The following is a 22,877-nucleotide window of genomic DNA, read 5'->3' as shown; positions in this document are numbered from 1 at the left end:
AGCGGTCGAGCGGAGGTCCGAGCGGGGGATCACTTGCCGTAGGCGAGCATCAGCTTCGCCTGGCCGGACGTGCTCATGAGACTGGTGGTGGAGATGTAGAACCGTCCGTCCACGTAGTCGACGTCCTTCGAGTAGAAGCCGCTCTCGATCTGCGAAGTGCCCTTCGGGTGCTGCAGAAGGGTCTTGGGCGTGTGCGAACCGGAGGTGGCGATGGAGACGACCCGGCCGCCGGAGTCGTAGGCCGGCGTGACGTACGCGATCAGCTCGCCGTTCTCGACCTTCATCGGCAGCATCGTTTCGTCCATCGGCGACTTGGTGCGCCAGGCCTCCTTGCCGGTGGCGAGACTGAACGCGACGACCGAGTTGGCGCCGCTCTTCTCGTCGGTCGGCAGGTACAGGTACTTGTCGTCGGCCGTGGCGCCCAGGCAGCCGCCGAGCGCGCGGTCGAGGATGGAGGTGCCGCACTCCGGGGCGAAGTTGTCCTTGGTGGTCAGCTCGGAGCGGACCTTGTCGCTGTTCTCCTTCAGCACCGTCACGTTCCACTTCTTCTTGTCCTCGTTGGTGAGGTACACGACCGTGGGACTGACGGAGTAGACCTTGCCGATGCGCCAGCCCTTGGGGAACTTCTTGGTCCACAGGGCGCGGCCGGTCTTCGGGTCGAGCTGCTGCAGCTCGTCGTGCTCGCTGGGCGTGCTCGCGCCGCAGGACAGGGCCATGAGGAGCTGCTTGCCGCCGGCGAAGCCGTTGGGGAAGCAGCTGCCCTCGTCCTTCTTGTCCGCGACGTAGAGCTTCTCGCCGTCGCTCATCCGCAGCGCCGTGCCGGACTGGTCGCGGCCGACCATCAGGACGTCGCCGACGAGGACCAGGTTGGTCTGGAGGGCGAAGTCGAACAGGCCCTCCTCCTTGACCGGCTTGCCCCAGCCCTTGTCGCCCGTCTTCAGGTCGATGACCTGGAGCTGGTTGCACTTGGCGCTGCTCTTCACGCCCTCCTTGTACGCCACGACGATCTTGCCGTCGTCGGTGGCCGTCTGGGTGGCGGCGCAGATCTTCTGCGGGAACGTGATGGCGGGCCAGGCGACCTTGCCGGTCTTCACGTCGTAGGCGAGCAGCTGCTTGTACGCGGCCTTGACCGCGACGTCGCCCTCGACCCACATGCCCGGGGCGTCGCCGCCGGAGCCGGGGACCTTGGGGGCCTCCTTGTACCAGAGGACCTTGGCCTCGCCGGCCTGGCGGCCCTCGTTGAGGTCCTCCTTGCCCTCGTTGCCGTCGCCGCTGCCGTCGCCCGGGTTGGCCGGGGCGGACGCGGAGGGCTTGGGGTCCTTGTTCTTCGCCTCGGACTTCTTCCCGTCGCCGTCGTCACCGCCGACGACGGCGTAGGTGACACCGCCCGCGACGAGCAGCGCGGCCACGGCCGCGGCGACGATCACGACGAGCTTGTTCCGCTTGGCCTTGCCGTCGCCGGGCGGGGTGCCGGGCACGCCGGGGCCGGGGTACATCGGCTGCGTCGGCGGCTGCTGCTGGTAGCCGTACTGCGGCTGGCCGTAGGGACCGGGCTGCGTCGGCTGGTTGTACGGTCCCGGCTGCTGGGGCTGGCCGTAGGGGCCCGGCTGGGCCGGCTGCTGCGCGTACGGGTTGTCGGCCGCGGGCGGCGGAGTCTGCGGGTAGCCGTAACCGGGCTGGGGCTGCCCCGGCTGCGGGGCGGCGGGCGGCGGGGCCTGCGGCGGCTGACCGGGAGCCTGCGGCGGCTGGCCCGGCGGCTGCGGCGGCTGCTGCGCGCCGCCCTGCCGTGGATCCTGCGGAGCTCCGTAGCCGCCGTGCGGCGGCTGGTTGGGCGGCTGAGTCATCAGCGCTTCCCCCTTCACTGATTTTTCGGCACGCCAAAGGGTGCTCTCAGGTCAGCCTTTCTATCACTCTGACCGCACCCCGCACGGGGTCGGTCCTGCCCCTGTTCCCAAGGGAGGACCGGCCCGTGATGCGTCCGTTACGCGAGCTGCACGGGAGCTCTACGCGTCCTCCGCGAGCTCCAGCCAGCGCATTTCCAACTCCTCGCGCTCGCCGATCAGTTCGCGGAGCTCCGCGTCCAGTTTGGCCACCTTTTCGAAGTCCGTGGCGTTATCGGCGATCTGGGTGTGCAGCTTGGCCTCCTTCTCGGAGACCTTGTCCAGCTGCCGCTCGATCTTCTGCAGCTCCTTCTTGGCGGCGCGGGCGTCGGCGGCCGAGACGGTCCTGGCCGCGGCGGCCTGCGCGGGCGCGGCCTGCGCCGGGGTCGCGGAGGCGGCCGCCTCCGCCATCCGCTGCCTGCGCTCCAGGTACTCGTCGATGCCGCGCGGCAGCATCCGCATCGTGGCGTCACCCAGAAGCGCGAACACCTTGTCCGTCGTCCGCTCGACGAAGAACCGGTCGTGGGAGATCACGACCATCGAGCCGGGCCACCCGTCGAGCACGTCCTCCAGCTGCGTCAGCGTCTCGATGTCGAGGTCGTTGGTGGGCTCGTCGAGGAAGAGGACGTTCGGCTCGTCCATCAGCAGCCGCAGCAGCTGGAGCCTGCGCCGCTCGCCACCGGAGAGGTCGCCGACCGGCGTCCACTGCTTCTCCTTGTTGAACCCGAACGTCTCGCAGAGCTGCCCCGCCGTCATCTCCCGGCCCTTGCCGAGGTCGACGCGCTCGCGCACCTGCTGCACGGCCTCCAGGACCCGCAGCGTCGGCTTCAGCTCGGCGACCTCCTGCGACAGATAGGCCAGCTTCACGGTCTTGCCGACGACGACCTTCCCGGCGGCGGGCTGCACGTCCCCCTCGCTGCGGGCCGCCTCCGCCATGGCGCGCAGCAGGGAGGTCTTGCCCGCGCCGTTCACCCCGACCAGGCCGATGCGGTCGCCGGGGCCGAGCTGCCAGGTCAGGTGCTTGAGCAGCATCTTGGGACCGGCCTGGACGGACACGTCCTCCAGGTCGAAGACGGTCTTGCCGAGCCGCGTCGTCGCGAACTTCATCAGCTCGCTGGTGTCCCGGGGCGGCGGCACGTCCGCGATCAGCGCGTTGGCCGCCTCGATGCGGAACCTCGGCTTGCTGGTGCGGGCGGGGGCGCCGCGGCGCAGCCAGGCCAGCTCCTTGCGCATGAGGTTCTGCCGCTTGGTCTCCTCGGTGGCGGCGATGCGCTCGCGCTCGGCGCGGGCGAACACGTAGTCGGAGTACCCGCCCTCGTACTCGAAGACGGAGCCGCGCTGCACGTCCCACATGCGGGTGCAGACCTGGTCGAGGAACCAGCGGTCGTGGGTCACGCACACGAGCGCCGAGCGCCGCGCCCGCAGGTGCCCGGCGAGCCAGGCGATGCCCTCCACGTCGAGGTGGTTGGTCGGCTCGTCGAGGACGATCAGGTCCGGCTCGCCGATGAGCAGCTTGGCCAGCGCGATGCGGCGGCGCTCGCCACCGGAGAGCGGGCCGATGACGGTGTCGAGCCCCTGCGGGAAGCCCGGCAGGTCGAGCCCGCCGAACAGCCCCGTGAGCACGTCCCTGATCTTGGCGCTGCCCGCCCACTCGTGGTCGGCGAGGTCGCCGATGACCTCGTGCCGGACGGTGGCCTCGGGGTCCAGCGAGTCGTGCTGCGTCAGCACGCCGAGCCGCAGCCCGCCGCTGTGCGTGACGCGCCCGGTGTCCGCCTCCTCCAGCTTGGCGAGCATCCGGATCAGGGTGGTCTTCCCGTCGCCGTTGCGCCCGACGACGCCGATCCTGTCCCCCTCGGACACGCCGAGTGAGACGCCGTCGAGCAGGGCACGGGTGCCGTACACCTTGCTGACTGCCTCGACATTGACCAGATTGACGGCCATTTCACTCCTGACAGGGGGGATCGATCGACCCTCAAGCGTAGTCGCCCGCGCGGGGCGCTCCTCGGCCGCGCCGTGATCTCGGGTCCACCGCCTCCGTGATCACCAGCGGGGCGGGCCCGGCGGCGGGGGTCCGGGCAGGCCGGGGCGGACGAAGCCCAGGCGCAGGTCCTGCATGGCGGTGACCGCGCGGATCATGAGGATGCCGCAGACACCGGCGGCCATCAGCGCCGCGTCCGAGAGCATGAACATCACCAGGGCGGAGCGGCCCTGGCCGATGTCGCCCTCGTCGGCGGCGAAGAGCAGCAGCCATCCGATCGCGCTCGTCACGCCGGACGCGACCCAGGCGGCCCACCACGCGGTGACGGCGCCCTGCCCCGGCCGGTACGGCGCCTGCTCGCTGCCGTACGGACCGTACCGGCCGTACGGCGCGGGGGCCGGGGTCGGACGGGCCCCCGCCGGGTCGCTGGCCGCGATGATGTCGTCCGTCATCTGCTTCGGTATCCACCAGTTGGCGAACGGGATGAACCAGGCGCCGACCGCCATGCCCGGCGGCTGGCGGTGCCGCCCCGGCGCGAACACCTCCGCGTTCGTCCGTACGCGGTGGAACCAGGTCAGGAAGACGGGGATCGCCCCGAGGAACCCGAGCAGCAGCAGGAAGACGGCGAGTCCCCAGAAGGCGCCGACGTCGTCGTCCCGGTAGAAGGCGTACCACCTGCTGCCCAGCGTGTCGTACAGATCGAAGTCCGCGACGAGCCGCACCAGCGCGAGCCCGGCGACACCGCCGAACAACAACATGGCCGCGGTCCCGAGCCCGCCGACGGGGGCGGGGCGCGGCGGGATCGGCACGTAATAGCGCGGGTACGGGGGTGCGAAAGGAGGCGCGACGGGCCCGGGTGGCGGCCCGGCGGGTGGCGGCCCGGCGGGCGCGGGTGGTGGCGCCGGTGGGGCGTCCGCCCGCGGCGGGCTCGGCGCCGCGGGTCCCGCACCCGTGATTGGCGGCATCCAGGGCTTCCGCTCCCCCGCGGGCGGCCCGTCGAAGGGCGGCGCTCCCGGCGCGGACGTGTCCGGCGCCTTGGACAGCGTCACGTCTCCCGAAGCCGCCTCCCGCGCAGCCGCCGCCTGCGCCGCCCCCGCCTCGTCCTCCGGTGGCAGGTCGATCGAGCGGTCCTTCGGCTGCCCGCCTTCCGGGCGGCCCGGCGCATGGTCGTCCCCGCTGTGATCCGTCATGTCCCCCGCTCCCCCAAGCCCTCCGGCCCTCCGGCCCTCCGGCTTCAAGCTCTCCGGCTTCAAGCCCTCCGGCCCCACACGGCCGTTCAGAGATCAGGTTAGGACCGCCCCCGGCACCGCGTCCGCCTCAGGGACAACTCCGTGGACAACTCAATGACTGTGGAAATCTCCCTGCCCCGAACGAGTCCTTCCGGACCGAGTCCTGCCCGCCCGATTCCTGCCCGACCGAGTCCTGCCTGACGGGCCTACCCGCTGACACGCGCGCCCCTGACACCGGCGCCCCGCACCCGGGCGCCCCGCCCCGCCCTCTCCACCAGCAGCCACCCCGCAAGGGCCATCCCCACCGCCACCGGCGCCGTCACACGGACCGCGATCAGCAGCGCCGTGCGACCCTCCAGGAGGCCGCCGAAGCCGACCATCGACAGGCCGAGCACGCCGAACAGGCACAGCGTGACGCCGAGCGCCGCGGCCGGACCGGACACCGGACCGCCCGACGCGTCCGGCTCCCGCGCCGCACCCGGCCGTTCGAAGCGGCGGAAGGCCGCGACCAGCACCGCGGTGAGCGCCGCGGCCGCCGCCATCCGCGGCGGCACCTGCGCCCACCACGCCCCCGTCGCCGGCTCCGGCAGCGGGACGTCGAGGGCGAGCAGCATCCCGTACACCCCGAGCATCGCCGTCAGGTGCCACAGGAACGCCGTCATGGAGATGCCGTTGGCCGCCACCACGCCCCGCCAGACCCGGGGCCGCGCCAGCCACCGCGTCGCGGGGGCGCGCAGCAGTTCCACGGCGCCGACCAGCCACAGGCCGTGGCAGAGCAGGGCGAAGGTGGGCGGTGCCATGTTCGAGACGCGCTCGCCGGGCATGCCGACCATGGAGAGCGGATAGGGGCCGAGGGCCACGAGCAGCGAGGCGCCCGTGAGTCCCGCGCCCGCCAGGACGTACGGCATGCGCAGCCGCAACCGCCCGTCCGCGCGCAGGAACCCGAGCTGGTGCACCGCGAGCCAGACGAAGGCGAAGTTCAGGAACTCGACATAGGGCACGCCGAACGCGAAGCGGGCCAGGTCCACCGCGCCCGCCGCAGCCACGAGCGCGCCGAACGCGCCCCACCCCCAGCGCTCGTGCAGCCGCAGCAGCGGCGGGGTGAACGCGACCATGGCGAGGTAGATGCCGATGAACCACAGCGGCTGCGCCACGAGCCGCAGCGCGACGTCGAGCAACCCGCCGCTCCCGCCGCCCAGTTGGAGGATCAGCGCGCCCGCACCCCACACCCCGATGAAGACCATGGTGGGCCGCAGCAGTCGCTGGAGCCGGGCCCGCAGGAAGGCCGAGTAGACGGACCCGCCCGGCGACTTGCGCAGCAGCGAACGGTACGACAGCGCGTGCGAGAAGCCGCCGACGAAGAAGAAGACGGGCATGATCTGGAGCGCCCAGGTGAGGAGTTGGAGCTCCGGCACCACGGCGAGGAGGTTGCCGACCTCGGCGTGACCGTCGTCGCCGACGGTCACGGCCGCCATCAGCCAGTGCCCGACGACGACCGTGCCGAGCGAGGCGACCCGCAGCAGGTCGATGTACCGGTCACGCCCGGAGGGCGTCTGCGCGGCCAGTTCGCGAACACTTGATCCCATGCACGTACGGTCGCGCGCCGCACAGGACCGGCGTCAGCGCCGCCGTACTCAGATCCGTACCTGAGTACCTAGAGCGGCGTGGCGCCCGGGGCGGGCGACTCCGCGACCCGCGCCGCACGGCAGGTCCCCGACGCCAGGAGCGCGTCCGCCACCTTCCGCGCCGCCCCGGCGTCGCGCGCGAGGAACGCGGTGGTCGGGCCGGACCCGGAGACGAGGGCGGCGAGCGCGCCCGCGTCCGTGCCGGCCGCGAGGGTCTCGGCGAGCGAGGGGAAGAGCGAAAGGGCCGCGGGCTGGAGGTCGTTGGCGACCGACGCGGCGAGGGCGTCGACGTCGCCGGTCCGCAGCGCCTCAAGGAGCACGGGCGAGGCCTCGGGGGCGGGGGCCACCGGGGTCAGCCGGTCGAACTCGCGGTACACGGCGGGCGTGGAGAGCCCGCCGTCGGCCACGGCGAACACCCAGTGGAAGGTGCCTCCGACGGCGAGCGGCTCCAGCTTCTCGCCGCGCCCGGTGCCGAGCGCGGCGCCGCCGACGAGGCTGAACGGCACGTCACTGCCCAACTCGGCGCAGATGTCGAGCAGTTCGCCCTGGGAGGCGCCGGTCCCCCACAGCGCGTCGCACGCCACGAGCGCGGCGGCGCCGTCGGCGCTGCCGCCGGCCATGCCGCCCGCGACGGGAATGTCCTTGGCGATGTGGAGGTGCACGTCGGGGGCGATCCCGTACCGCTCGCCCAGCAGCTCGGCCGCGCGGGCCGCCAGGTTCGTACGGTCCAGCGGGACCTGATCGGACCCGGGCCCCTCACACGTCACCCGCAGCTCGTCGGCGGGTGTCACCGTGACCTCGTCGTAGAGGCCGACGGCGAGAAAGACATTGGCGAGGTCGTGGAAGCCGTCGGCGCGGGCGGCGCCCACCGCCAGCTGGACGTTGACCTTCGCGGGAACCCGTACGGTGACGCTCACGCGCCCGTCTCCTTGTGCTCGGCGATGCGCGCGAACTCCTCCACGGTCAGCGCCTCGCCGCGCGCCTGGGGCGAGACGCCGGCGGCGACCAGGGCGGCCTCCGCGGCGGCCGCGGAGCCGGCCCAGCCCGCCAGCGCGGCCCGCAGCGTCTTCCTGCGCTGCGCGAAGGCGGCGTCGACGACGGCGAAGACCTCGCGCTTCGAGGCGGTGGTCTTGACCGGCTCGTCCCGCCGCACCAGGGAGACGAGGCCCGAGTCGACGTTCGGGGCGGGCCAGAACACGTTGCGCCCGATGGCTCCGGCGCGCTTCACGTCCGCGTACCAGGCGGCCTTCACGGACGGTACGCCGTACACGCGCGAGCCCGGTCCCGCGGCGAGGCGGTCGGCGACCTCCGCCTGGACCATCACGAGCGTGCGCTCGATGGTCGGGAAGGTGTCGAGCATGTGGAGCAGGACGGGTACGGCGACGTTGTACGGGAGGTTCGCGACCAGGGCGGTCGGGGCGGGGCCCGGCAGCTCCTTCACCAGCATGGCGTCGCTGTGCACCAGCGCGAAGGAGTCGGCCTTGCGCGGGAGGCGGGCCCGGATCGTCGCGGGCAGGGCCCCGGCGAGGACGTCGTCGATCTCCACGGCGGTGACGTGGGCGGCGGTCTCCAGCAGGGCCAGCGTCAGGGAGCCGAGGCCCGGGCCGACCTCGACGACGACGTCGTCCGGGCGGACCTCCGCGGTGCGGACGATGCGGCGGACGGTGTTGGCGTCGATGACGAAGTTCTGGCCGCGCTGCTTGGTCGGGCGGACGTCCAGGGCGGTGGCCAGTTCGCGGATCTCGGCGGGGCCGAGGAGGGGGCCGTGCTCAGTGCTCACCGCACCAGGTTAAGGGGCCCGGGGCCGGTGCCCCTTTCCCCGCCGCTCCGCCCCGGGGCCGGCGCCCGCCCGCGCCGGGCCTGGGCCCCCCTCATCGCCGCCCCGCACCGTCCGGCTGCGCCGGGGCTGGAGCCACCTTTATCGCCGCCCGGCCCCGGGGTTCGTCCCCGCCTGCGCCGGGGCTGGAGCCACACTTATCGCCACCCGGCACCGGGGGCTGTGCCCACCCGTTCCGCCCTGCGGAACGCCTGCCCACAGCGGGAGCGGCCACATGCCCACCGCGCCGCCGCCCACAGCGGCGGGACCGCCACCGGCCTGCTGCCGCCCCACGGCCCGAGGGGACGTGGGGGTATGTGCGAACGGAGCACCGAGCCAGCTCTGGCGTCTTTGGGCTTGGGGCGGGGCGCAGGGATGGCGAGTACGCACATACCCCCGCGGCCCCGCCCCACCGACGAACAAAAGGCGCGGGCGGTGGTGTTACAGGTGGCGGCCGCAGTGGGGCCAGGGGCTGGCGCCGCGCTGGACGTACAGCTTCTTCGCCCGGAACGTCTGTTCCTCCGCCGGCGCGTCCTGCGGACGGCCCGATCCGCCGAGGCCCTGCCAGGTCCTCGTGTCGAACTGGTACAGCCCGCCGTACGTCCCCGACGCGTCCACCGCGCCCGGCCGCCCGCCCGACTCGCAGTGCGCCAGCGAGCCCCAGTCCAGCCCGTCCGCCCCGGCCACGGACGTCGGCATCTGCTTCGTGCCCACCTTCACGACCCGCTTCTGCGGCTCCCGCACCACCTCGGACCGGACCCGCCGCGGCCTCTGCTTCACGCCGTTGACGGTCCGCACCGCGTACGTGACGCGCCGCACCCCCGCCTGCCCCGACTGCGCCACGACCTCCGTGCCCTTGAACAGCGATGCGTCCTCGGTCTTCTCGACGTCGAAGGGGATCGGCTCCTCCCGCACCTCCTTCGACCCGGTGACCCGCATGACGGTCACCGTCTGCCCGTCACGCGGAAAGCTGCCGGGCGCCACCGACGTGGTGTCCTGCCCCCGCAGCGTCACCCCGGACTCCTCGACGGCCTCCTGCACGGTCGCCGCGTTCGTACGGATGGTCCGCTCCCGCCCGTCCGCCATGATCGTCACGGTGCGCTCCGTGCGGACGTCCAGGTCGAGCCCGCCCCGGTCGATGCGCCGGCTGCGCGAGGCCGACAGGTGGGCGCCCTCCGCCCGCACCCCGAGCTGCCGCAGCGCGCCGTCGACGGTCCGGGCCGTGGTCCACACCTTGCGCCGCTCGCCGTCGAGCGTGAGGTGGACGGGCCGGCCGTAGCGGACGGCGATCTCGTCGCCGCTGGCGAGGGTGGTGGGGGCCGCGGGCGCCACGATGTCGTGGGCGCCGACGTCCACGCCCTCGTCGGCGAGGAGTTCACCGACGTCGTCGGCGAAGGTGTGCAGGGTGCGCGGCTTGCCGTCGACGATGAGCTGGACGGCCTTGTCGTTGGCGACGAACGCGGACGTGCCGCCCGCGAGGAAGGCGACGACGAGGGCCTGCGGCAGCAGCCGGCGCATCGGGTCGGACCGGTCCGACCGGTCCGACCGGTCCGACCGGTCTGACCGCTCGCTCACGGCGGCGGCCCGTGACGTCTTCCGGCGCCGCGCGGCCCGCCGCGCCTCGGCCCGCCCACCGGACGGCTCGTCGGGCTGCTCGTCGAACGGCTCGTCGGGCTGCTCGTCGAACGGCTCGTCGGGGGCAGGTGCCTGACGGGGGAGGTCGACCTCGTCGCTCCCGGCCATCTCGTAGGAGGGCCGGTAGGTGTCACCGCCCTCGCCCGCGTACCCGCCGTAGGAACCATCGACCGAGGTATCGAAAGAGGCCCCGTACGAACCACCGTACGAATCCACGTACCCCGTACCGACCGCTCCCCCGCCGGCCGCCTGGTCGTACGGCGGCGCACCGCCCCACGCCTCGAACTGCGGCGGCTCGTACGTCTCGTACGGCGAGTTGCTCACGATGACGCTCCAGGGGTCCGGTCCGGGCGGACAGAACCTAGCGGAGCTCCCGTCACTCTCCAAAGCGGCGCAGCTACGCTGCGTCGCGGCGTTATCGGTCAGTAACCGAAAGCGCGCGCGGTGTTCGCGGAGACCGCCCGGGCCATGGCGTCCTCGCCGATGCCCCGGACCTCCGCCATGGCGCGCAGCGTGACCGGAACGAGATACGGCGCGTTGGGCCGTCCGCGGTACGGCGCGGGCGTCAGGAACGGCGCGTCCGTCTCCACGAGGACGAGTTCGAGAGGTGCGACGGCGAGCGCGTCCCGCAGCCCCTGCGCGTTCTTGAAGGTGACGTTGCCGGCGAAGGACATGAAGTACCCGTGCGCGGCGCAGATCTCGGCCATCGCCGCGTCGCCGGAGTAGCAGTGGAAGACGGTGCGCTCGGGGGCGCCCTCCTCCTTCAGGACCCGCAGGACGTCGTCGTGCGCCTCGCGGTCGTGGATGACGAGCGCCTTGCCGTGCCGCTTGGCGATCTCGATGTGGGCACGGAAGGACCGCTCCTGGGCGGCCATGCCCTCCGGACCGGTGCGGAAGTAGTCGAGGCCGGTCTCGCCGACGCCCTTGACCTCGGGCAGCGCGGCGAGCCGGTCGATCTCGGCGAGCGCCTCGTCGAGCGCGGCGTCCCCGCCGGCCACCCGCGCCCCCTGGCGCGACCAGCCGTCCGGGTCGCCGTGGACGATGCGGGGCGCCTCGTTGGGATGGAGGGCGACCGCCGCGTGGACGCTGTCGTACTCCGCCGCCGTCCGCGCGGCCCACTGCGAGCCGCGCACGTCGCAGCCCACCTGGACCACGGTGGTCACGCCGACGGAGGCCGCCTTGGCGAGGCCCTCGTCGACGGTGCCCGCCTGCATGTCGAGGTGGGTGTGCGAGTCGGCGACCGGTACCCGCAGGGGTTCGGGGAGCGGCGGCGCAGCGTCTTTGTCAGCCATGCCGCGATCCTACGAAGGCCTTCGTCCCGACCTCACGAAGGCCCCCGTCACACAGGACGCCCCGGCCCGCTTCACCAGGGCGCCCGGCCCGCCTTGCCAGGGCACTCGGACCGCCCTGCCGCGACGCCCGGCCCGCCCTGGCGGGACGCTCAGCCCGCCTTGCGGTGGAAGACGTGCAGCAGGTCCGAGAGGTGCCAGTGGTGCGGGTGTTCCTCCTTGCCGTCCGCCCCCGCCCCCTCCGACGGCTCCGACGACTTCCTCCCGCCGCGCGAGGCCGGCACTTCGTGCTGCCGGCGCATCATGTCGAGCACCGACGACACCTGCCCGGCCCGCATGATCCGCACGACATGGCCACCGCAGTTCAGGCACGTGGGCCGGGTGAGCGGCGACGGCACGTGCAGGCCGTCCGCGCGGTACATCACGAATTCCTGGCCCGAGGCGTCCACGTGATGCTCTATCTCGTACGACTGCTCCCAGCCGTGCCCGCACTTCATGCAGGCGAAGGCGTACGACTCATGAACGACGTTGGTCGCCGTGGTGGTGTGGCCGGTGTCTGCGATCTCACTCATGCCAGCTGCTCCTCTTGCCCGAGGGACAAGCACTACCGGGGTTCGGGGGTCATCCCGGACCGGAAGCGTGGGGACGGGTGCGTCCCTTCAACCAGTGGACGCCTTTCCCGGAGCGAGCGCATCAGACCTGTCGAGCATTGGAGCCGATTTGGCCTTTCCTTAGGAAAAAAGCCTGGTGCGCGGCCCGCGCTTTGCCTTTCACGATAGTCCTTTGCCCTTCGATGGGCTGCCTCGATCCGCATTCTTTGCCGCCACCACGGCATCGAAGACGGCACGCTTGGGCAGGCCCGCGTCGGCGGCCACCGCGGCGATGGCCTCCTTGCGTCGCTCCCCCGCCTCCTCGCGCACCCGCACCCTGCGCACCAGCTCGTCCGGGCCGAGATCCCCGGCGCTCTTCTCGGGGGCGCCCTCGACCACGACGGTGATCTCACCGCGCACGCCGTCGGCGGCCCATTCGGCGAGCTCCTTCAGCGGGCCGCGCCTGACCTCCTCGTACGTCTTGGTGAGCTCGCGGCAGACCGCGGCCCTGCGCTCCTCGCCGAACGCCTCGGCCATCGCGGCGAGCGTGTCGTCGATGCGGTGCGGGGCCTCGAAGTAGACGAGGGTGCGGCGGTCCTCGGCGACCTCCTTCAGGCGGGAGAGCCGCTCGCCCGCCTTGCGCGGCAGGAAGCCCTCGAAGCAGAAGCGGTCGACGGGGAGCCCGGACAGGGCGAGCGCCGTGAGCACCGCGGAGGGGCCCGGCACCGCGGTGACCCGCACGTCCCGCTCGACGGCGGCCGCGACGAGGCGGTACCCGGGGTCGGACACCGACGGCATCCCGGCGTCGGTCACGAGCAGCACGCGCGCGCCGCCCGCCAGCGCCTCCACGAGCTCGGGCGTGCGCGCCGACTCGTTGCCCTCGAAGTAGGAGACGACCCGGCCGCCGACCTCGGCGCCGAGCGCCTGGGCGAGCCTGCGCAGCCGTCGCGTGTCCTCGGCGGCGACGACGTCGGCCGCCGCCAGCTCGGCGGCGAGCCGCGGCGGGGCGTCGGCGACGTCACCGATGGGGGTGCCCGCGAGGACCAGGGTTCCGGGGGAATCAGCGCTTCCTGTCACGGATCCATCCTCGCAGGGCCCACGGGCGGGACTCGCACAGTCTGGTTCCCTACGATGGCGCGGTGACCAGTACCGCGTCTTCCCCGGACACCCGCCAGGGCCAGCCGGCCGAGGAGCAGCCGCCGTCGTGGCAGCGGCGGCTGCGCCGTTTCGGCTACGTGGCGCGGCCCAGAGAGGACGTCACGGCGCGTCTCGTGCCCCCGTACACGGAGCCGAGCCCCCGGCTGTGGATGACGCTCGGCCTGACCGAGCGGGCCGCCGACGAGGTGGTCCGCCGGGCCGCCTGGATCGGTCCGCTGCTGATCACGCTGGTCGCCGGTGTGCTGCGGTTCTGGAATCTCGGCAGCCCCAAGGCCGTGATATTCGACGAGACGTACTACGCGAAGGACTCCTGGGCGCTCATCCACCGCGGGTTCGAGGTCAACTGGCCGGACAAGATCAACGACGATGTCCTGCGGCAGGGCAGCGACATCGCGATCCCGCACGACGCGGCCTATGTCGTGCATCCGCCGGTCGGCAAGTACGTCATCGGCATCGGCGAATGGATGTTCGGGTTCGACCCGTTCGGCTGGCGGTTCATGACGGCGGTGCTCGGCACGCTGTCGGTGCTGATGCTGTGCCGGATCGGGCGGCGGCTGTTCCGCTCCACGTTCCTGGGATGTCTGGCGGGCGCGCTGCTCGCGGTGGACGGCCTGCACTTCGTGATGAGCAGGACCGCGCTGCTCGACCAGGTCCTGATGTTCTTCGTGCTCGCCGCCTTCGGCTGCTTCCTGATCGACCGGGACAAGGCGCGGGCGCGGCTCGCGGCGGCGCTGCCGGCCGACGAGGACGGGCGCGTGCGCCCCGACGTGTACGTCGCCGAGACGGCGCGCCTGGGGTGGCGGCCGTGGCGCTGGGCGGCCGGTCTCTGCCTGGGTCTCGCCTTCGGGACCAAGTGGAACGGCCTGTACATCATGGTCTTCTTCTGCCTGATGACCGTGTTCTGGGACGTCGGCGCGCGCCGGGTGGCCGGGGCGGTGCGGCCCTACCGCGCGGTCCTGCGGCGGGACGTGCTCCCGGCGTTCGTGTCGACGGTGCCGGTGGCGCTCGCGGTGTACGTGGTGTCCTGGCTCGGCTGGATCCTCTCGCCGACGGACGGCACCGGCGGCTACTACCGCAACTGGGCGGCGACGGACGGGCAGGGCGGCAGCTGGACCTGGCTGCCGGACTGGCTGCGCAGCCTGTGGCACTACGAGCACGCGGTCTACAAGTTCCACGTGGGCCTGTCCTCGCCGCACACCTACCAGTCCAACCCGTGGAGCTGGATCGTCGACGGCCGGCCCGTCTCGTACTTCTACGAGTCGCCGCTGCCCGGCAAGGACGGCTGCCCGGCGGACACCACGGAGAAGTGCGCCCGCGAGGTCCTCGCGCTCGGCACCCCGCTGCTGTGGTGGGCGGCGGGCTTCGCGCTGCTGTACGTCCTGTGGCGCTGGGCGTTCCGCCGCGACTGGCGCGCGGGCGCGATCGTGTGCGGGGTCGTGGCGGGATACCTGCCCTGGTTCTTCTACCAGGAGCGCACGATCTTCTACTTCTACGCCGTCGTCTTCGTGCCGTTCCTGTGTCTCGCGCTGGCGATGATGATCGGCGCGATCCTGGGGCCGCCGGGATCGAGCGAACGGCGCCGCGTGGCGGGCGCGGCGGCCTCGGGAGTTCTCGTCCTCCTGATCCTGTGGAATTTCATCTACTTCTGGCCCATCTATACGGGCACCGCCATCCCGATCGATTCCTGGCGGTCGCGGATGTGGCTGGATACGTGGGTGTAGGACACACCCAGGACACCGTCGGATAACGACCGGCCCACGCGTCACCCCACCCCCTTAGGGTTCAGGAGGAAAACACTTTCCGAACATGTTCGGGAAGACTCCTGGGGAGGGGAGCGCCCAGTGCGCAAAGGGGTGAGGACCGCCGTCGTCGGCGGGGTGTTCGCCGTCATGGTGGGGGGTGCCGGATACGGCGCCTACAACCTGGTGAACGGCGTCACCGGAGGTGGCGGTTCGGCGGACGGGGAGTCCGCCGAGGTGCGGACGGGGCCGCCCACGAGCGGTGAGATCAAGGAGACCACGCGGAAGTTCCTCGCGGCGTGGGCCGACGGCGACGCCCGTCAGGCCGCCGCATACACGAACAACGCGGAGGCCGCCGCCGTCGCCCTGACCGGCTACCGCGAGGACGCGCACCTGACGAAGGTGAAGCTCACCGCGAAGGAGGCGTCCGGCGCGCGCGTGCCGTTCTCCGTGGCGGCGACGGTGTCGTACAAGGGGAAGAGCCAGAAGCTCGCCTACGACTCCCAGCTGACCGTCGTGCGCGGCAGGAGCACCGGCCGGGCGCTCGTCGACTGGCAGCCCTCCGTCGTGCACCCCTCCCTGGAGAAGGGCGACACCCTGGTGACGGGCGAGGCCGCCGCGCCGCCCATCCAGGCGGTGGACCGGTCCGGCGCGGTCCTGGACAAGAAGGCCTATCCGTCGCTCGGCCCGCTCCTGGACCAGCTGCGCACGAAGTACGGGGACACGGCGGGCGGTACGCCGGGCGTCGAGCTGTACGTCCAGCCGGAGAACGCCGAGAGCACGGGCGCGGGGACCCGCACGCTGCTCACCCTCGCCAAGGGCAAGCCGGGCACGCTGCGCACCACACTCAGCGCCGGCGTGCAGAAGGCGGCCGAACAGGCGGTCCTGCGCAGCGACGAGTCGTCCGTGGTGGCGGTGCGGCCGAGCACCGGCGAGATCCTCGCGGTCGCCAACAACCGCAAGGACGCGTTCAACGCGGCGTTCCTCGGCAAGGTCGCGCCCGGCTCCACGATGAAGATCGTCTCGGCGGCCATGCTCATCGACAAGGGCGCCACCAAGGCGGGCGGTGCCGCGCCCTGCCCGGCCACCGCGACCTGGCAGAGCCAGACGTTCCACAACCTCAAGGGCATGACGCCGAACGAGTCCGCGACGTTCTCGGAGAGCTTCGCGCGCTCCTGCAACACCGCGTTCGTGAAGCTCATCGACGAGGACGGCCTGACCGACGCGTCCCTCACCGAGGAGGCACGGGACGGCTTCGGCCTCGGGCAGGGCGACTGGAAGGTGGGCGTCCCCTCCTTCGACGGCTCCGTCCCGGCCTCCGCGGGCCCCGACCGCGCGGCGAACGCGCTGGGCCAGGGCCAGGTCCAGATGAACCCCCTCAACATGGCCTCGGTCACGGCGACCGCGATGACGGGCACCTTCCGGCAGCCGGTGCTCGTGCCGAAGTCCCTCGACGACCGGCGGCTGGCCACCGCGCGCGGCCTGCCCGCGTCGACCGTGCAGCAGCTGCGCCAGATGATGAACCGCACCGCGCTCAGCGGCACCGGGGCGCGCGCCATGGCCGGGCTCGGCAGCGACATCGGCGCGAAGACCGGCTCGGCCGAGGTCGACGGGCAGGACAAGTCGGACAGCTGGTTCACCGGCTACCGGGGCGATGTCGCGGCCGCCGCGATGGCGCAGCGGGGCGGGCACGGCGGCGACGCGGCGGGGCCGATCGTGGCGGCGGTGCTGCGCGCAGGGTAACGGGTCGTCAGAAGCGTCGTCCGGCCGGGCGACGAAGTGGTCAAGGGCTTCTCCGTCCGCCTCTAAGGTGGCCTTCCGGTGAGGAGCTTGGGGGCTCTGGGGAACTGCGGAGGGTTTGTGGGCAAGCGAAGGCGCGTCGCCGAGCGCGGAAATGTCGGCATCAGGAACGGACGGGTGAAGCCGTACGCGCTCGGCGGGGCGGCGGCCGTCGTCCTGTGCGGCGTGGGGGCCGCCGCGTTCGCGCTCTCCGGGTCCGGGTCCGGCGACGACGGCGCGACGGTCGACGAGAAGCAGGTGGCCTCGGGCCCGCCGACGGCCGCCGAGGTGCGCACGACGTCGCGGGCGTTCCTGGACGCGTGGGCGGAGGGCGACGCGGCGAAGGCGGCGGCGCTCACGGACGACCGCGAGGCGGCGCGCAAGGCCCTGACGTCGTACCGCAAGGACGGCCGGTTCACGAAGGTCGAGCTGATGCCGGGCAAGCGGAAGGGCGCCACGGTGCCGTTCAAGGCGCTGACGGCGGTCTCGTACGAGGGAAAGAAGAAGCCCTACTCGTACGGTTCCGAACTCACCGTCGTACGAAGGAAGAGCGACGGCAGGACACTGATCGGCTGGCGGCCCTCGGTGCTGCATCCCGAGCTGAAGCCGGGCGACCGGCTGGTCACCGGCGAGGCGGGCGATCCGCCGATCAAGGCGGTGGACCGGGACGGCGGGGAGATCACGGCGGCGAAGTACCCCTCGCTGGGCACGGTCCTCGACGGGCTGCGCGAGAAGTACGGCAAGAAGGCCGGCGGCACGGCGGGCGTCGAGCTGCGCGTGGTGCGGGCGGACGGCACGTCCGGGGCGTCCGGGAAGTCCGCGGCCGCGAAGAAGAAGGACGACGCGAAGTCGACGCCCGACAAGACGCTCCTGACGCTGGCCCCCGGCACGCCGGGCACGCTGAAGACCACGTTCAGCCCGAAGCTCCAGTCGGCCGCCGAGCGCGAGACGGCGAAGCGGCAGCGGGCGTCCGTCGTGGTGATCAAGCCGAGCACCGGTGAGATCCTGGCCGCCGCCAACTCCACGCCCGGCGGCTTCAACACGGCCTTCCAGGGCTCGCTCGCGCCCGGCTCCACGATGAAGGTCGTCTCCTCGTCGATGCTCCTGGAGAAGAAGCTCGCCGGGGTCGACAAGAAGCACCCGTGCCCGAAGTACGAGACGTACGGCGGCTGGAAGTTCCAGAACGACGACAAGTTCGAGATCAAGGGCGGCACGTTCCGGGCGAGCTTCGCGCGCTCCTGCAACACGGCCTTCATCAGCCAGGCCGAGAAGCTGGAGAACGACTCCCTGACCAAGCAGGCCCAGGAGGTCTTCGGACTCGGCCGCGACAACTGGTCGATCGGTGTGTCGTCCTTCGACGGCGCGGTCCCCGTGCAGGCGGACGCGCAGATGGCGGCCTCGCTGATCGGGCAGGGCGGGGTGCGGATGAACCCGCTGAACATGGCGTCGGTCTCGGCGACGGTGAAGTCGGGCACGTTCAAGCAGCCGTATCTGGTCTCGCCGGACGTCGACGACCGCACGCTGGCGACGGCGCCGCGCAAGATGTCGGGCGCGACGGCGGGGGCGCTGCGGGACCTGATGCACTACACGGCGGTCGCGGGCACTGCGGTCGAGCCGATGTCGGGCCTCGGCTCGGACATGGGCGCGAAGACCGGCTCGGCGGAGGTCGACGGCCAGAAGAAGCCGAACGGCTGGTTCACCGCGTACCGCGGCGACCTGGCGTCCGCGGCGGTCGTCCAGGCGGGCGGCCACGGCGGTGACTCGGCGGGGCCTGTGGTGCGGGCGATGCTGCTGGCCGGGGGCTGAGGGCCCCGGGCCGACGGTCCGGACCGGGGGCTCGCGGGCCCTCGGTCCAGGCAGCGGAAGCCGGGCGTCCGCTCTGCGGATACCCGGTCGCGTGGCTCGTACACGGAACGCTAGCGTGCCGGGCATGAGTGCAGCCGAATCCTCCGAACCCGCCGCCCGATCCACCGCCGTCCACCCCCGCTTCGCCGAGGCCCTGCACGAACTGGGCCTCGGCGAACTCGTTTCCCGGGTACGCCGTTTCCCGGACCAGACCCGCACCGCCCAGGAGGCCGCCGCCGCCATCGGCTGTGAACTCAGCCAGATCTGCAAGTCGCTGATCTTCGCTGCCGACGGGGTTCCGGTGCTGGTCCTGATGGACGGCGCCTCACGGGTCGACGTGGAGCTCGTGCGGCGGGAGCTGGGCGCGGAAAAGGTGACCCGCGCCAAGGCGGACGTCGTGCGCACGACCACCGGGTACGCCATCGGCGGCGTACCGCCCTTCGGGCACGCCACCCGGACCCGCGTCCTCGCGGACCGCTCCCTCCTCGGCCACGACGTGGTGTGGGCCGCGGCGGGCACCCCCTACGCGGTCTTCCCGATGGCCCCCAAGACGCTGATCGCCCACGCGGGCGGCGCGCTGGTGGACGTGCGCGAGTCCGCCGCGTGACCCCGCTGGTCGCGGCCGCCGTCCTGCTGGCCGCCGTCACCCACGCCTGCTGGAACGCGATCGCCCACCACATCACGGACAAACTGGTCGGCTTCACGCTGATATCCGGCGGCGGCACGCTCATCGGCCTGCTGCTCGCGCCCTTCGTGCCGGTCCCGGCGGCGGGCGCCTGGCCGTATCTGATCCTCTCCGCCGCCCTGCACGTCGGCTACTACGCCCTGCTGATGACGTCGTTCAAGCTCGGCGACTTCGGGCAGGCCTACCCGATCGCGCGCGGCACCGCGCCGCTCGTGGTCACCGTCCTCGCCGCGGTCTTCGCGGGCGAGATCCCCGACGGCTGGCAGGCGGCGGGCGTCGCCGTGTCCTGCGCGGGCCTGACGGGCCTCGCCCTGTGGGGCATCCGGGGCTCGGGCCGCCGCCCGGACTGGGCGGCGATCGGCGCGGCGCTCGCGACGGGCGTCTCCATCGCCGCGTACACGGTGGTGGACGGCCTCGGCGTGCGGGCCTCCGGCTCCTCGATGGGCTACATCGCGTGGCTGATGATCCTGGAGGGCATCGCCGTCCCCGTGTACGCGGCGTACCGCTGGCGGGGCGAACTGGTGCCGCGCCTGCGGCCGTTCGCGGCGGTGGGCCTGCTGGGCGCGGCGCTCTCGGTCGCCGCGTACGGCCTGGTCCTGTGGGCCCAGACGAAGGCGGACCTGGCACCGATCTCCGCGCTGCGGGAGTCCTCGATCATCGTCGGGGCGGCGATCGGCGCGGTCTTCTTCAAGGAACGGTTCGGGGCACCGCGCCTGATCGCGGCGGGGCTGATGGTCGCGGGGATCGGGCTGATGCTGCACGCGGGGTGAGGGGGGCGCGGGTCCGGCACGGTTCTGTCGGGCCCGGTTCCGTCGGGCAGGTTCCGTCGGGCCGGGAGTGCAACGGTGCGGGCAAAACCCTGACGCCCGCGGGCGGCCGGTGATTCCATGGACGGCTCAGGGCAGTTCCATCGGCTGAGGGGGCGGCTGCGGTGGCTGGGGAACGACTTCCGGACGTACCGGACGGGGAGCGCCGCCCGCGGCACGTCGCCGGTGATCCCGTGGCGCAGACGCAGGAGCCGGGCGGATTCCCGGTCGACCCGAAGGCGCCCGACCGGCAGCGGTGCTGGGACATGCTCGGCGAGAACGTACGCGCCCGGCTCACGGCGCAGTCGGGCGGCATCCTCCAGTGGTGGGCGCGGCTGGAGGCCGGCAGCGACAGGCCCAAGGTCATCGCCTTCGGCGAACGCGGCCTGTGCACGGCCACGCCGATGGTCGAGGACGGCAGGCGCGTCTACCGCATCGACCGCCTCCCGCTCGAACCCGGCAGCATGCGGCAGCGGCGCTTCGCCTCACCGGGCGGGGCGGCCGGGCGCGGCGGCTCCTCGGCCGTGGCGCGCGTGTTCCGCCGCCGGACGCCGGAGGCATCGGACGGTCCGGCCCCCGGGACGGCGCTGATCCCCACCCCCCTGAACCTCCCGGACGAGGCCCAGGGCGTCCTCGGCAACTTCCCGGCGGACGTGCAGACGTTCCTCCAGAGCCCGTTCCTCGCCAACGACCACCGCGTGGTGGCGGACTGGTACTACCACGAGGAACTCGACGTCACCCACTCCCGGATCCTGTTCCTCTACGCCCTCTCCGCCGACCGCAACGTGACGGTCGCCGCGGCCACCAGGACCCTGCCGCGGGGCAGGCCCCAGTCCCACGCGACATGGCAGACGGCGGCGTACCACGGCCGGGTCCGGACGACGTGACGAACCGGGGCACGGCTCGGGTTCGGGCCCGGGTTCAGGCGGCGACGGGCTGGTAGGTGAAGCCGGTCAGCGGTGCGAGGACCTTCCAGTCGAGCGTTTCGTAGAGGGCCCGGCCCTGGACGGTCGCGCCCAGGATGCCGGTGGCCGCGCCGTGCTCGACGGCCGCGTCCGTGAGCGCGCCCATCACGACCGTGCCGAGACCCCGGCGCCGGTGGGCCTCCTCGGTGACGATCTGGTCGAAGACGCAGGCGGTATCGGACAGGCCGACCTGGCCGCACGCGGCGGGCTCTCCGTCGGCGGCCAGCACGCGCACGCCGATGACGCCGCCGTCGGTCTCGGCGGTGACCGTGTAACCGTCAGGCGCGCGCACGGCGGACGGACGCAGGTCGACGGCCATCAGGAAGCAGGGCTCGATCGGCTCCCACTCGGGCGGGAACCACGGCTCCATGACGTCCGGTGCCAGGAAGCCCTTGACGCAGGTGCCCGGTTCGGTGACGGAGGCGACGAGCCCGCGGACGGTCCCGGCGTCGGCGTCGAGCAGGACGTGCCGGACCGGCTGGGTCGCCGACCCGACCTGGACGCGCAGCCCCCACGGCATGTCCACGGGCCCCGGCGTCCGCCGCGAGACGGCCCACCCCTCGACCCACGCACGCGCGATCTCCCACATCCGGTCCCCCTCCGAGTAATGACTGAGATATGGATGGGGATATTACACAAGCGGGGTGACGGAAGGCCCCCTACAGAACCCCCCGCACCGCCCCCACCAGGGCCTGGGCCCGGGGGTCCGCCGTGACGCCCTTGTTCATGCCGTTCGTGACGTAGCCGAAGGCCACGCCCGATTCCGGGTCCGCGAAGCCGAGGGCGCCGCCGCGGCCGGGGTGGCCGAAGGAGCCGGGACCCAGGAGCGGGGAGGCCCCGCCGTGCAGCATGTGGCCGAGGCCGAAGCGCGTGTTCACGACCAGGACCCGGTCGGGGCCCGCGGACGCCTCGGTCCGCGCCAGCTCGACCGTCCCGGGCGTGAACAGGCGCCGCACGCCGTCCACGTCACCGATCAGCCCGGCGTAGAAGCGGGCCAGCCCGTCCGCCGTGGCGACGCCGTTCGAGGCGGGCAGCGCCGCCGCGCGGTACTCCGGGTCGTTCTCGTCGGGCAGGGGGTCGATCGCCCCGAAGGCACGCCGGGTCAGGGAGTGCGGGTCCGCGTACGCCTCGGCGACGTTCCGCTTCGGCCGCAGCCGCAGACCGCCCGCCGTCTCCGGCGGCTCGATGCGGCCCACCCGGCCGGCCCGCGCGGCCTGCGCCCCGGGCAGCCCGACCCACAGGTCGAGCCCGAGCGGCCCGGCGATCTCGTCGGCGATCCACTCCCCCACGGGCCGCCCCGTCACCCGCCGCACCAGCTCACCGGTGAGCCAGCTGTACGTCTGCGCGTGATAGCCGTGGTCCTCGCCGGGCTCCCAGAACGGGGCCTGCGCCGCGACCACCGCCGCCCCGAGGTCCGGGTCGAGCGCCTCGGCGGGCGTCAGCGGACGGTCGAGCGCGGGGACGCCCGCCCGGTGCGCCAGCACGTGCCGCACCAGCACCCGCTCCTTGCCGCCCGCCTTGAACTCGGGCCAGTGGGCGCCGACCGGCGCGTCCAGGTCCAGCTCGCCGCGCTGGTGCAGCAGGAGCAGCGCGGCGGCGGCCACGCCCTTGGTCGCCGAGCGGACGATCTGCGCGGTGCCGGGCGCCCAGGGGTCCTGCCCGTCGACGTCCTTCGTACCGCCCCACAGGTCCACGACCTTGCGCCCGTCGCGGTAGACGGTCACCGCCGCGCCGCGCTCCCCGCGCTCGCCGAAGTTCCGCACGAAGGCGTCCCGCACCGGCTCGAAGCCGGCGGCCACCGTGCCGTGCACCCCACCTATGACGTCGTCCATGACAAGGCCAACACCCGTATGCGACC

At 72.9% G+C, this 22,877-nt stretch carries 18 protein-coding genes; 6 read left to right on the top strand and 12 right to left on the bottom strand.

Features of this window, described 5'->3' with window-relative positions:
* Positions 1 to 29 precede the first annotated feature (29 nt).
* From AB0L89_RS19700 to rsmI, 10 genes are all read right to left on the bottom strand, one after another.
* Positions 30 to 1,844: a PQQ-binding-like beta-propeller repeat protein gene (locus tag AB0L89_RS19700; protein ID WP_365142425.1), complete on the bottom strand. Its 1,815-nt coding sequence runs from the start codon at positions 1,842 to 1,844 to the stop codon at positions 30 to 32.
* Between the two features lie 159 nt (positions 1,845 to 2,003).
* Positions 2,004 to 3,821, bottom strand: coding sequence for an ABC-F family ATP-binding cassette domain-containing protein (locus tag AB0L89_RS19695; protein ID WP_365142423.1), 1,818 nt, complete (start codon positions 3,819 to 3,821; stop codon positions 2,004 to 2,006).
* A gap of 99 nt (positions 3,822 to 3,920) precedes the next feature.
* Positions 3,921 to 5,048, bottom strand: coding sequence for a DUF4328 domain-containing protein (locus tag AB0L89_RS19690; protein WP_365142422.1), 1,128 nt, complete (start codon positions 5,046 to 5,048; stop codon positions 3,921 to 3,923).
* Positions 5,049 to 5,293: 245 nt separating this feature from the next.
* Positions 5,294 to 6,673, bottom strand: a complete 1,380-nt coding sequence (locus tag AB0L89_RS19685; protein ID WP_365142420.1) for an acyltransferase — start codon at positions 6,671 to 6,673, stop codon at positions 5,294 to 5,296.
* A 68-nt stretch (positions 6,674 to 6,741) separates the two neighbouring features.
* The gene (locus AB0L89_RS19680; protein WP_365142419.1) at positions 6,742 to 7,629 is read right to left on the bottom strand and encodes a 4-(cytidine 5'-diphospho)-2-C-methyl-D-erythritol kinase; all 888 of its coding nucleotides are present in this window, start codon (positions 7,627 to 7,629) and stop codon (positions 6,742 to 6,744) included.
* Positions 7,626 to 8,492, bottom strand: coding sequence for a 16S rRNA (adenine(1518)-N(6)/adenine(1519)-N(6))-dimethyltransferase RsmA (gene rsmA / locus AB0L89_RS19675; protein ID WP_365142417.1), 867 nt, complete (start codon positions 8,490 to 8,492; stop codon positions 7,626 to 7,628). Before rsmA ends, AB0L89_RS19680 begins: the two co-directional genes overlap by 4 nt.
* 477 nt (positions 8,493 to 8,969) lie before the next feature.
* Positions 8,970 to 10,487, bottom strand: a complete 1,518-nt coding sequence (locus tag AB0L89_RS19670) for a ubiquitin-like domain-containing protein (protein ID WP_365142415.1) — start codon at positions 10,485 to 10,487, stop codon at positions 8,970 to 8,972.
* Between the two features lie 98 nt (positions 10,488 to 10,585).
* Positions 10,586 to 11,455, bottom strand: coding sequence for a TatD family hydrolase (locus tag AB0L89_RS19665; protein WP_365142413.1), 870 nt, complete (start codon positions 11,453 to 11,455; stop codon positions 10,586 to 10,588).
* 149 nt (positions 11,456 to 11,604) lie between these two features.
* Positions 11,605 to 12,024 (bottom strand): hypothetical protein, encoded by a 420-nt coding sequence (locus tag AB0L89_RS19660; RefSeq protein WP_365142411.1) that lies wholly within the window; start codon positions 12,022 to 12,024, stop codon positions 11,605 to 11,607.
* 198 nt (positions 12,025 to 12,222) lie between these two features.
* Positions 12,223 to 13,119, bottom strand: coding sequence for a 16S rRNA (cytidine(1402)-2'-O)-methyltransferase (rsmI, locus tag AB0L89_RS19655; protein ID WP_365142409.1), 897 nt, complete (start codon positions 13,117 to 13,119; stop codon positions 12,223 to 12,225).
* A gap of 62 nt (positions 13,120 to 13,181) precedes the next feature.
* Here rsmI and AB0L89_RS19650 point away from each other — a divergent pair, with 62 nt between their 5' ends.
* The 6 genes from AB0L89_RS19650 to AB0L89_RS19625 all read left to right on the top strand — a co-directional run bounded on the left by AB0L89_RS19650 (position 13,182) and on the right by AB0L89_RS19625 (position 20,941).
* Positions 13,182 to 14,921 carry a phospholipid carrier-dependent glycosyltransferase gene (locus tag AB0L89_RS19650; RefSeq protein ID WP_365142407.1) on the top strand — a complete coding sequence of 580 codons (1,740 nt, stop codon included), beginning with the start codon at positions 13,182 to 13,184 and terminating at the stop codon, positions 14,919 to 14,921.
* Positions 14,922 to 15,041: 120 nt separating this feature from the next.
* Positions 15,042 to 16,682 (top strand): penicillin-binding transpeptidase domain-containing protein, encoded by a 1,641-nt coding sequence (locus AB0L89_RS19645; protein WP_365142405.1) that lies wholly within the window; start codon positions 15,042 to 15,044, stop codon positions 16,680 to 16,682.
* A gap of 117 nt (positions 16,683 to 16,799) precedes the next feature.
* Complete coding sequence (locus AB0L89_RS19640; RefSeq protein ID WP_365142403.1) at positions 16,800 to 18,524, top strand: penicillin-binding transpeptidase domain-containing protein; 1,725 nt, start codon at positions 16,800 to 16,802, stop codon at positions 18,522 to 18,524.
* 124 nt (positions 18,525 to 18,648) lie between these two features.
* Positions 18,649 to 19,170, top strand: coding sequence for a YbaK/EbsC family protein (locus tag AB0L89_RS19635; protein WP_365142401.1), 522 nt, complete (start codon positions 18,649 to 18,651; stop codon positions 19,168 to 19,170).
* Positions 19,167 to 20,018 carry a DMT family transporter gene (locus AB0L89_RS19630; protein WP_365142399.1) on the top strand — a complete coding sequence of 284 codons (852 nt, stop codon included), beginning with the start codon at positions 19,167 to 19,169 and terminating at the stop codon, positions 20,016 to 20,018. Before AB0L89_RS19635 ends, AB0L89_RS19630 begins: the two co-directional genes overlap by 4 nt.
* A 161-nt stretch (positions 20,019 to 20,179) precedes the next feature.
* Positions 20,180 to 20,941 (top strand): hypothetical protein, encoded by a 762-nt coding sequence (locus tag AB0L89_RS19625; RefSeq protein ID WP_365142397.1) that lies wholly within the window; start codon positions 20,180 to 20,182, stop codon positions 20,939 to 20,941.
* Positions 20,942 to 20,975: 34 nt separating this feature from the next.
* Here AB0L89_RS19625 and AB0L89_RS19620 read toward each other — a convergent pair whose 3' ends face one another.
* Positions 20,976 to 21,608 carry a GNAT family N-acetyltransferase gene (locus AB0L89_RS19620; RefSeq protein ID WP_365142395.1) on the bottom strand — a complete coding sequence of 211 codons (633 nt, stop codon included), beginning with the start codon at positions 21,606 to 21,608 and terminating at the stop codon, positions 20,976 to 20,978.
* A gap of 70 nt (positions 21,609 to 21,678) precedes the next feature.
* On the bottom strand, positions 21,679 to 22,851 hold the full coding sequence (locus tag AB0L89_RS19615; RefSeq protein WP_365142393.1) for a serine hydrolase domain-containing protein: 1,173 nt from the start codon (positions 22,849 to 22,851) through the stop codon (positions 21,679 to 21,681).
* Positions 22,852 to 22,877: the final 26 nt, after the last annotated feature.

Source organism: Streptomyces sp. NPDC052114, assembly GCF_040680155.1.
Taxonomy (GTDB): Bacteria; Actinomycetota; Actinomycetes; order Streptomycetales; family Streptomycetaceae; genus Streptomyces.
The sequence above is the reverse complement of the archived record's forward strand: the minus strand, read 5'-3'. Positions and strand labels throughout refer to the sequence as shown.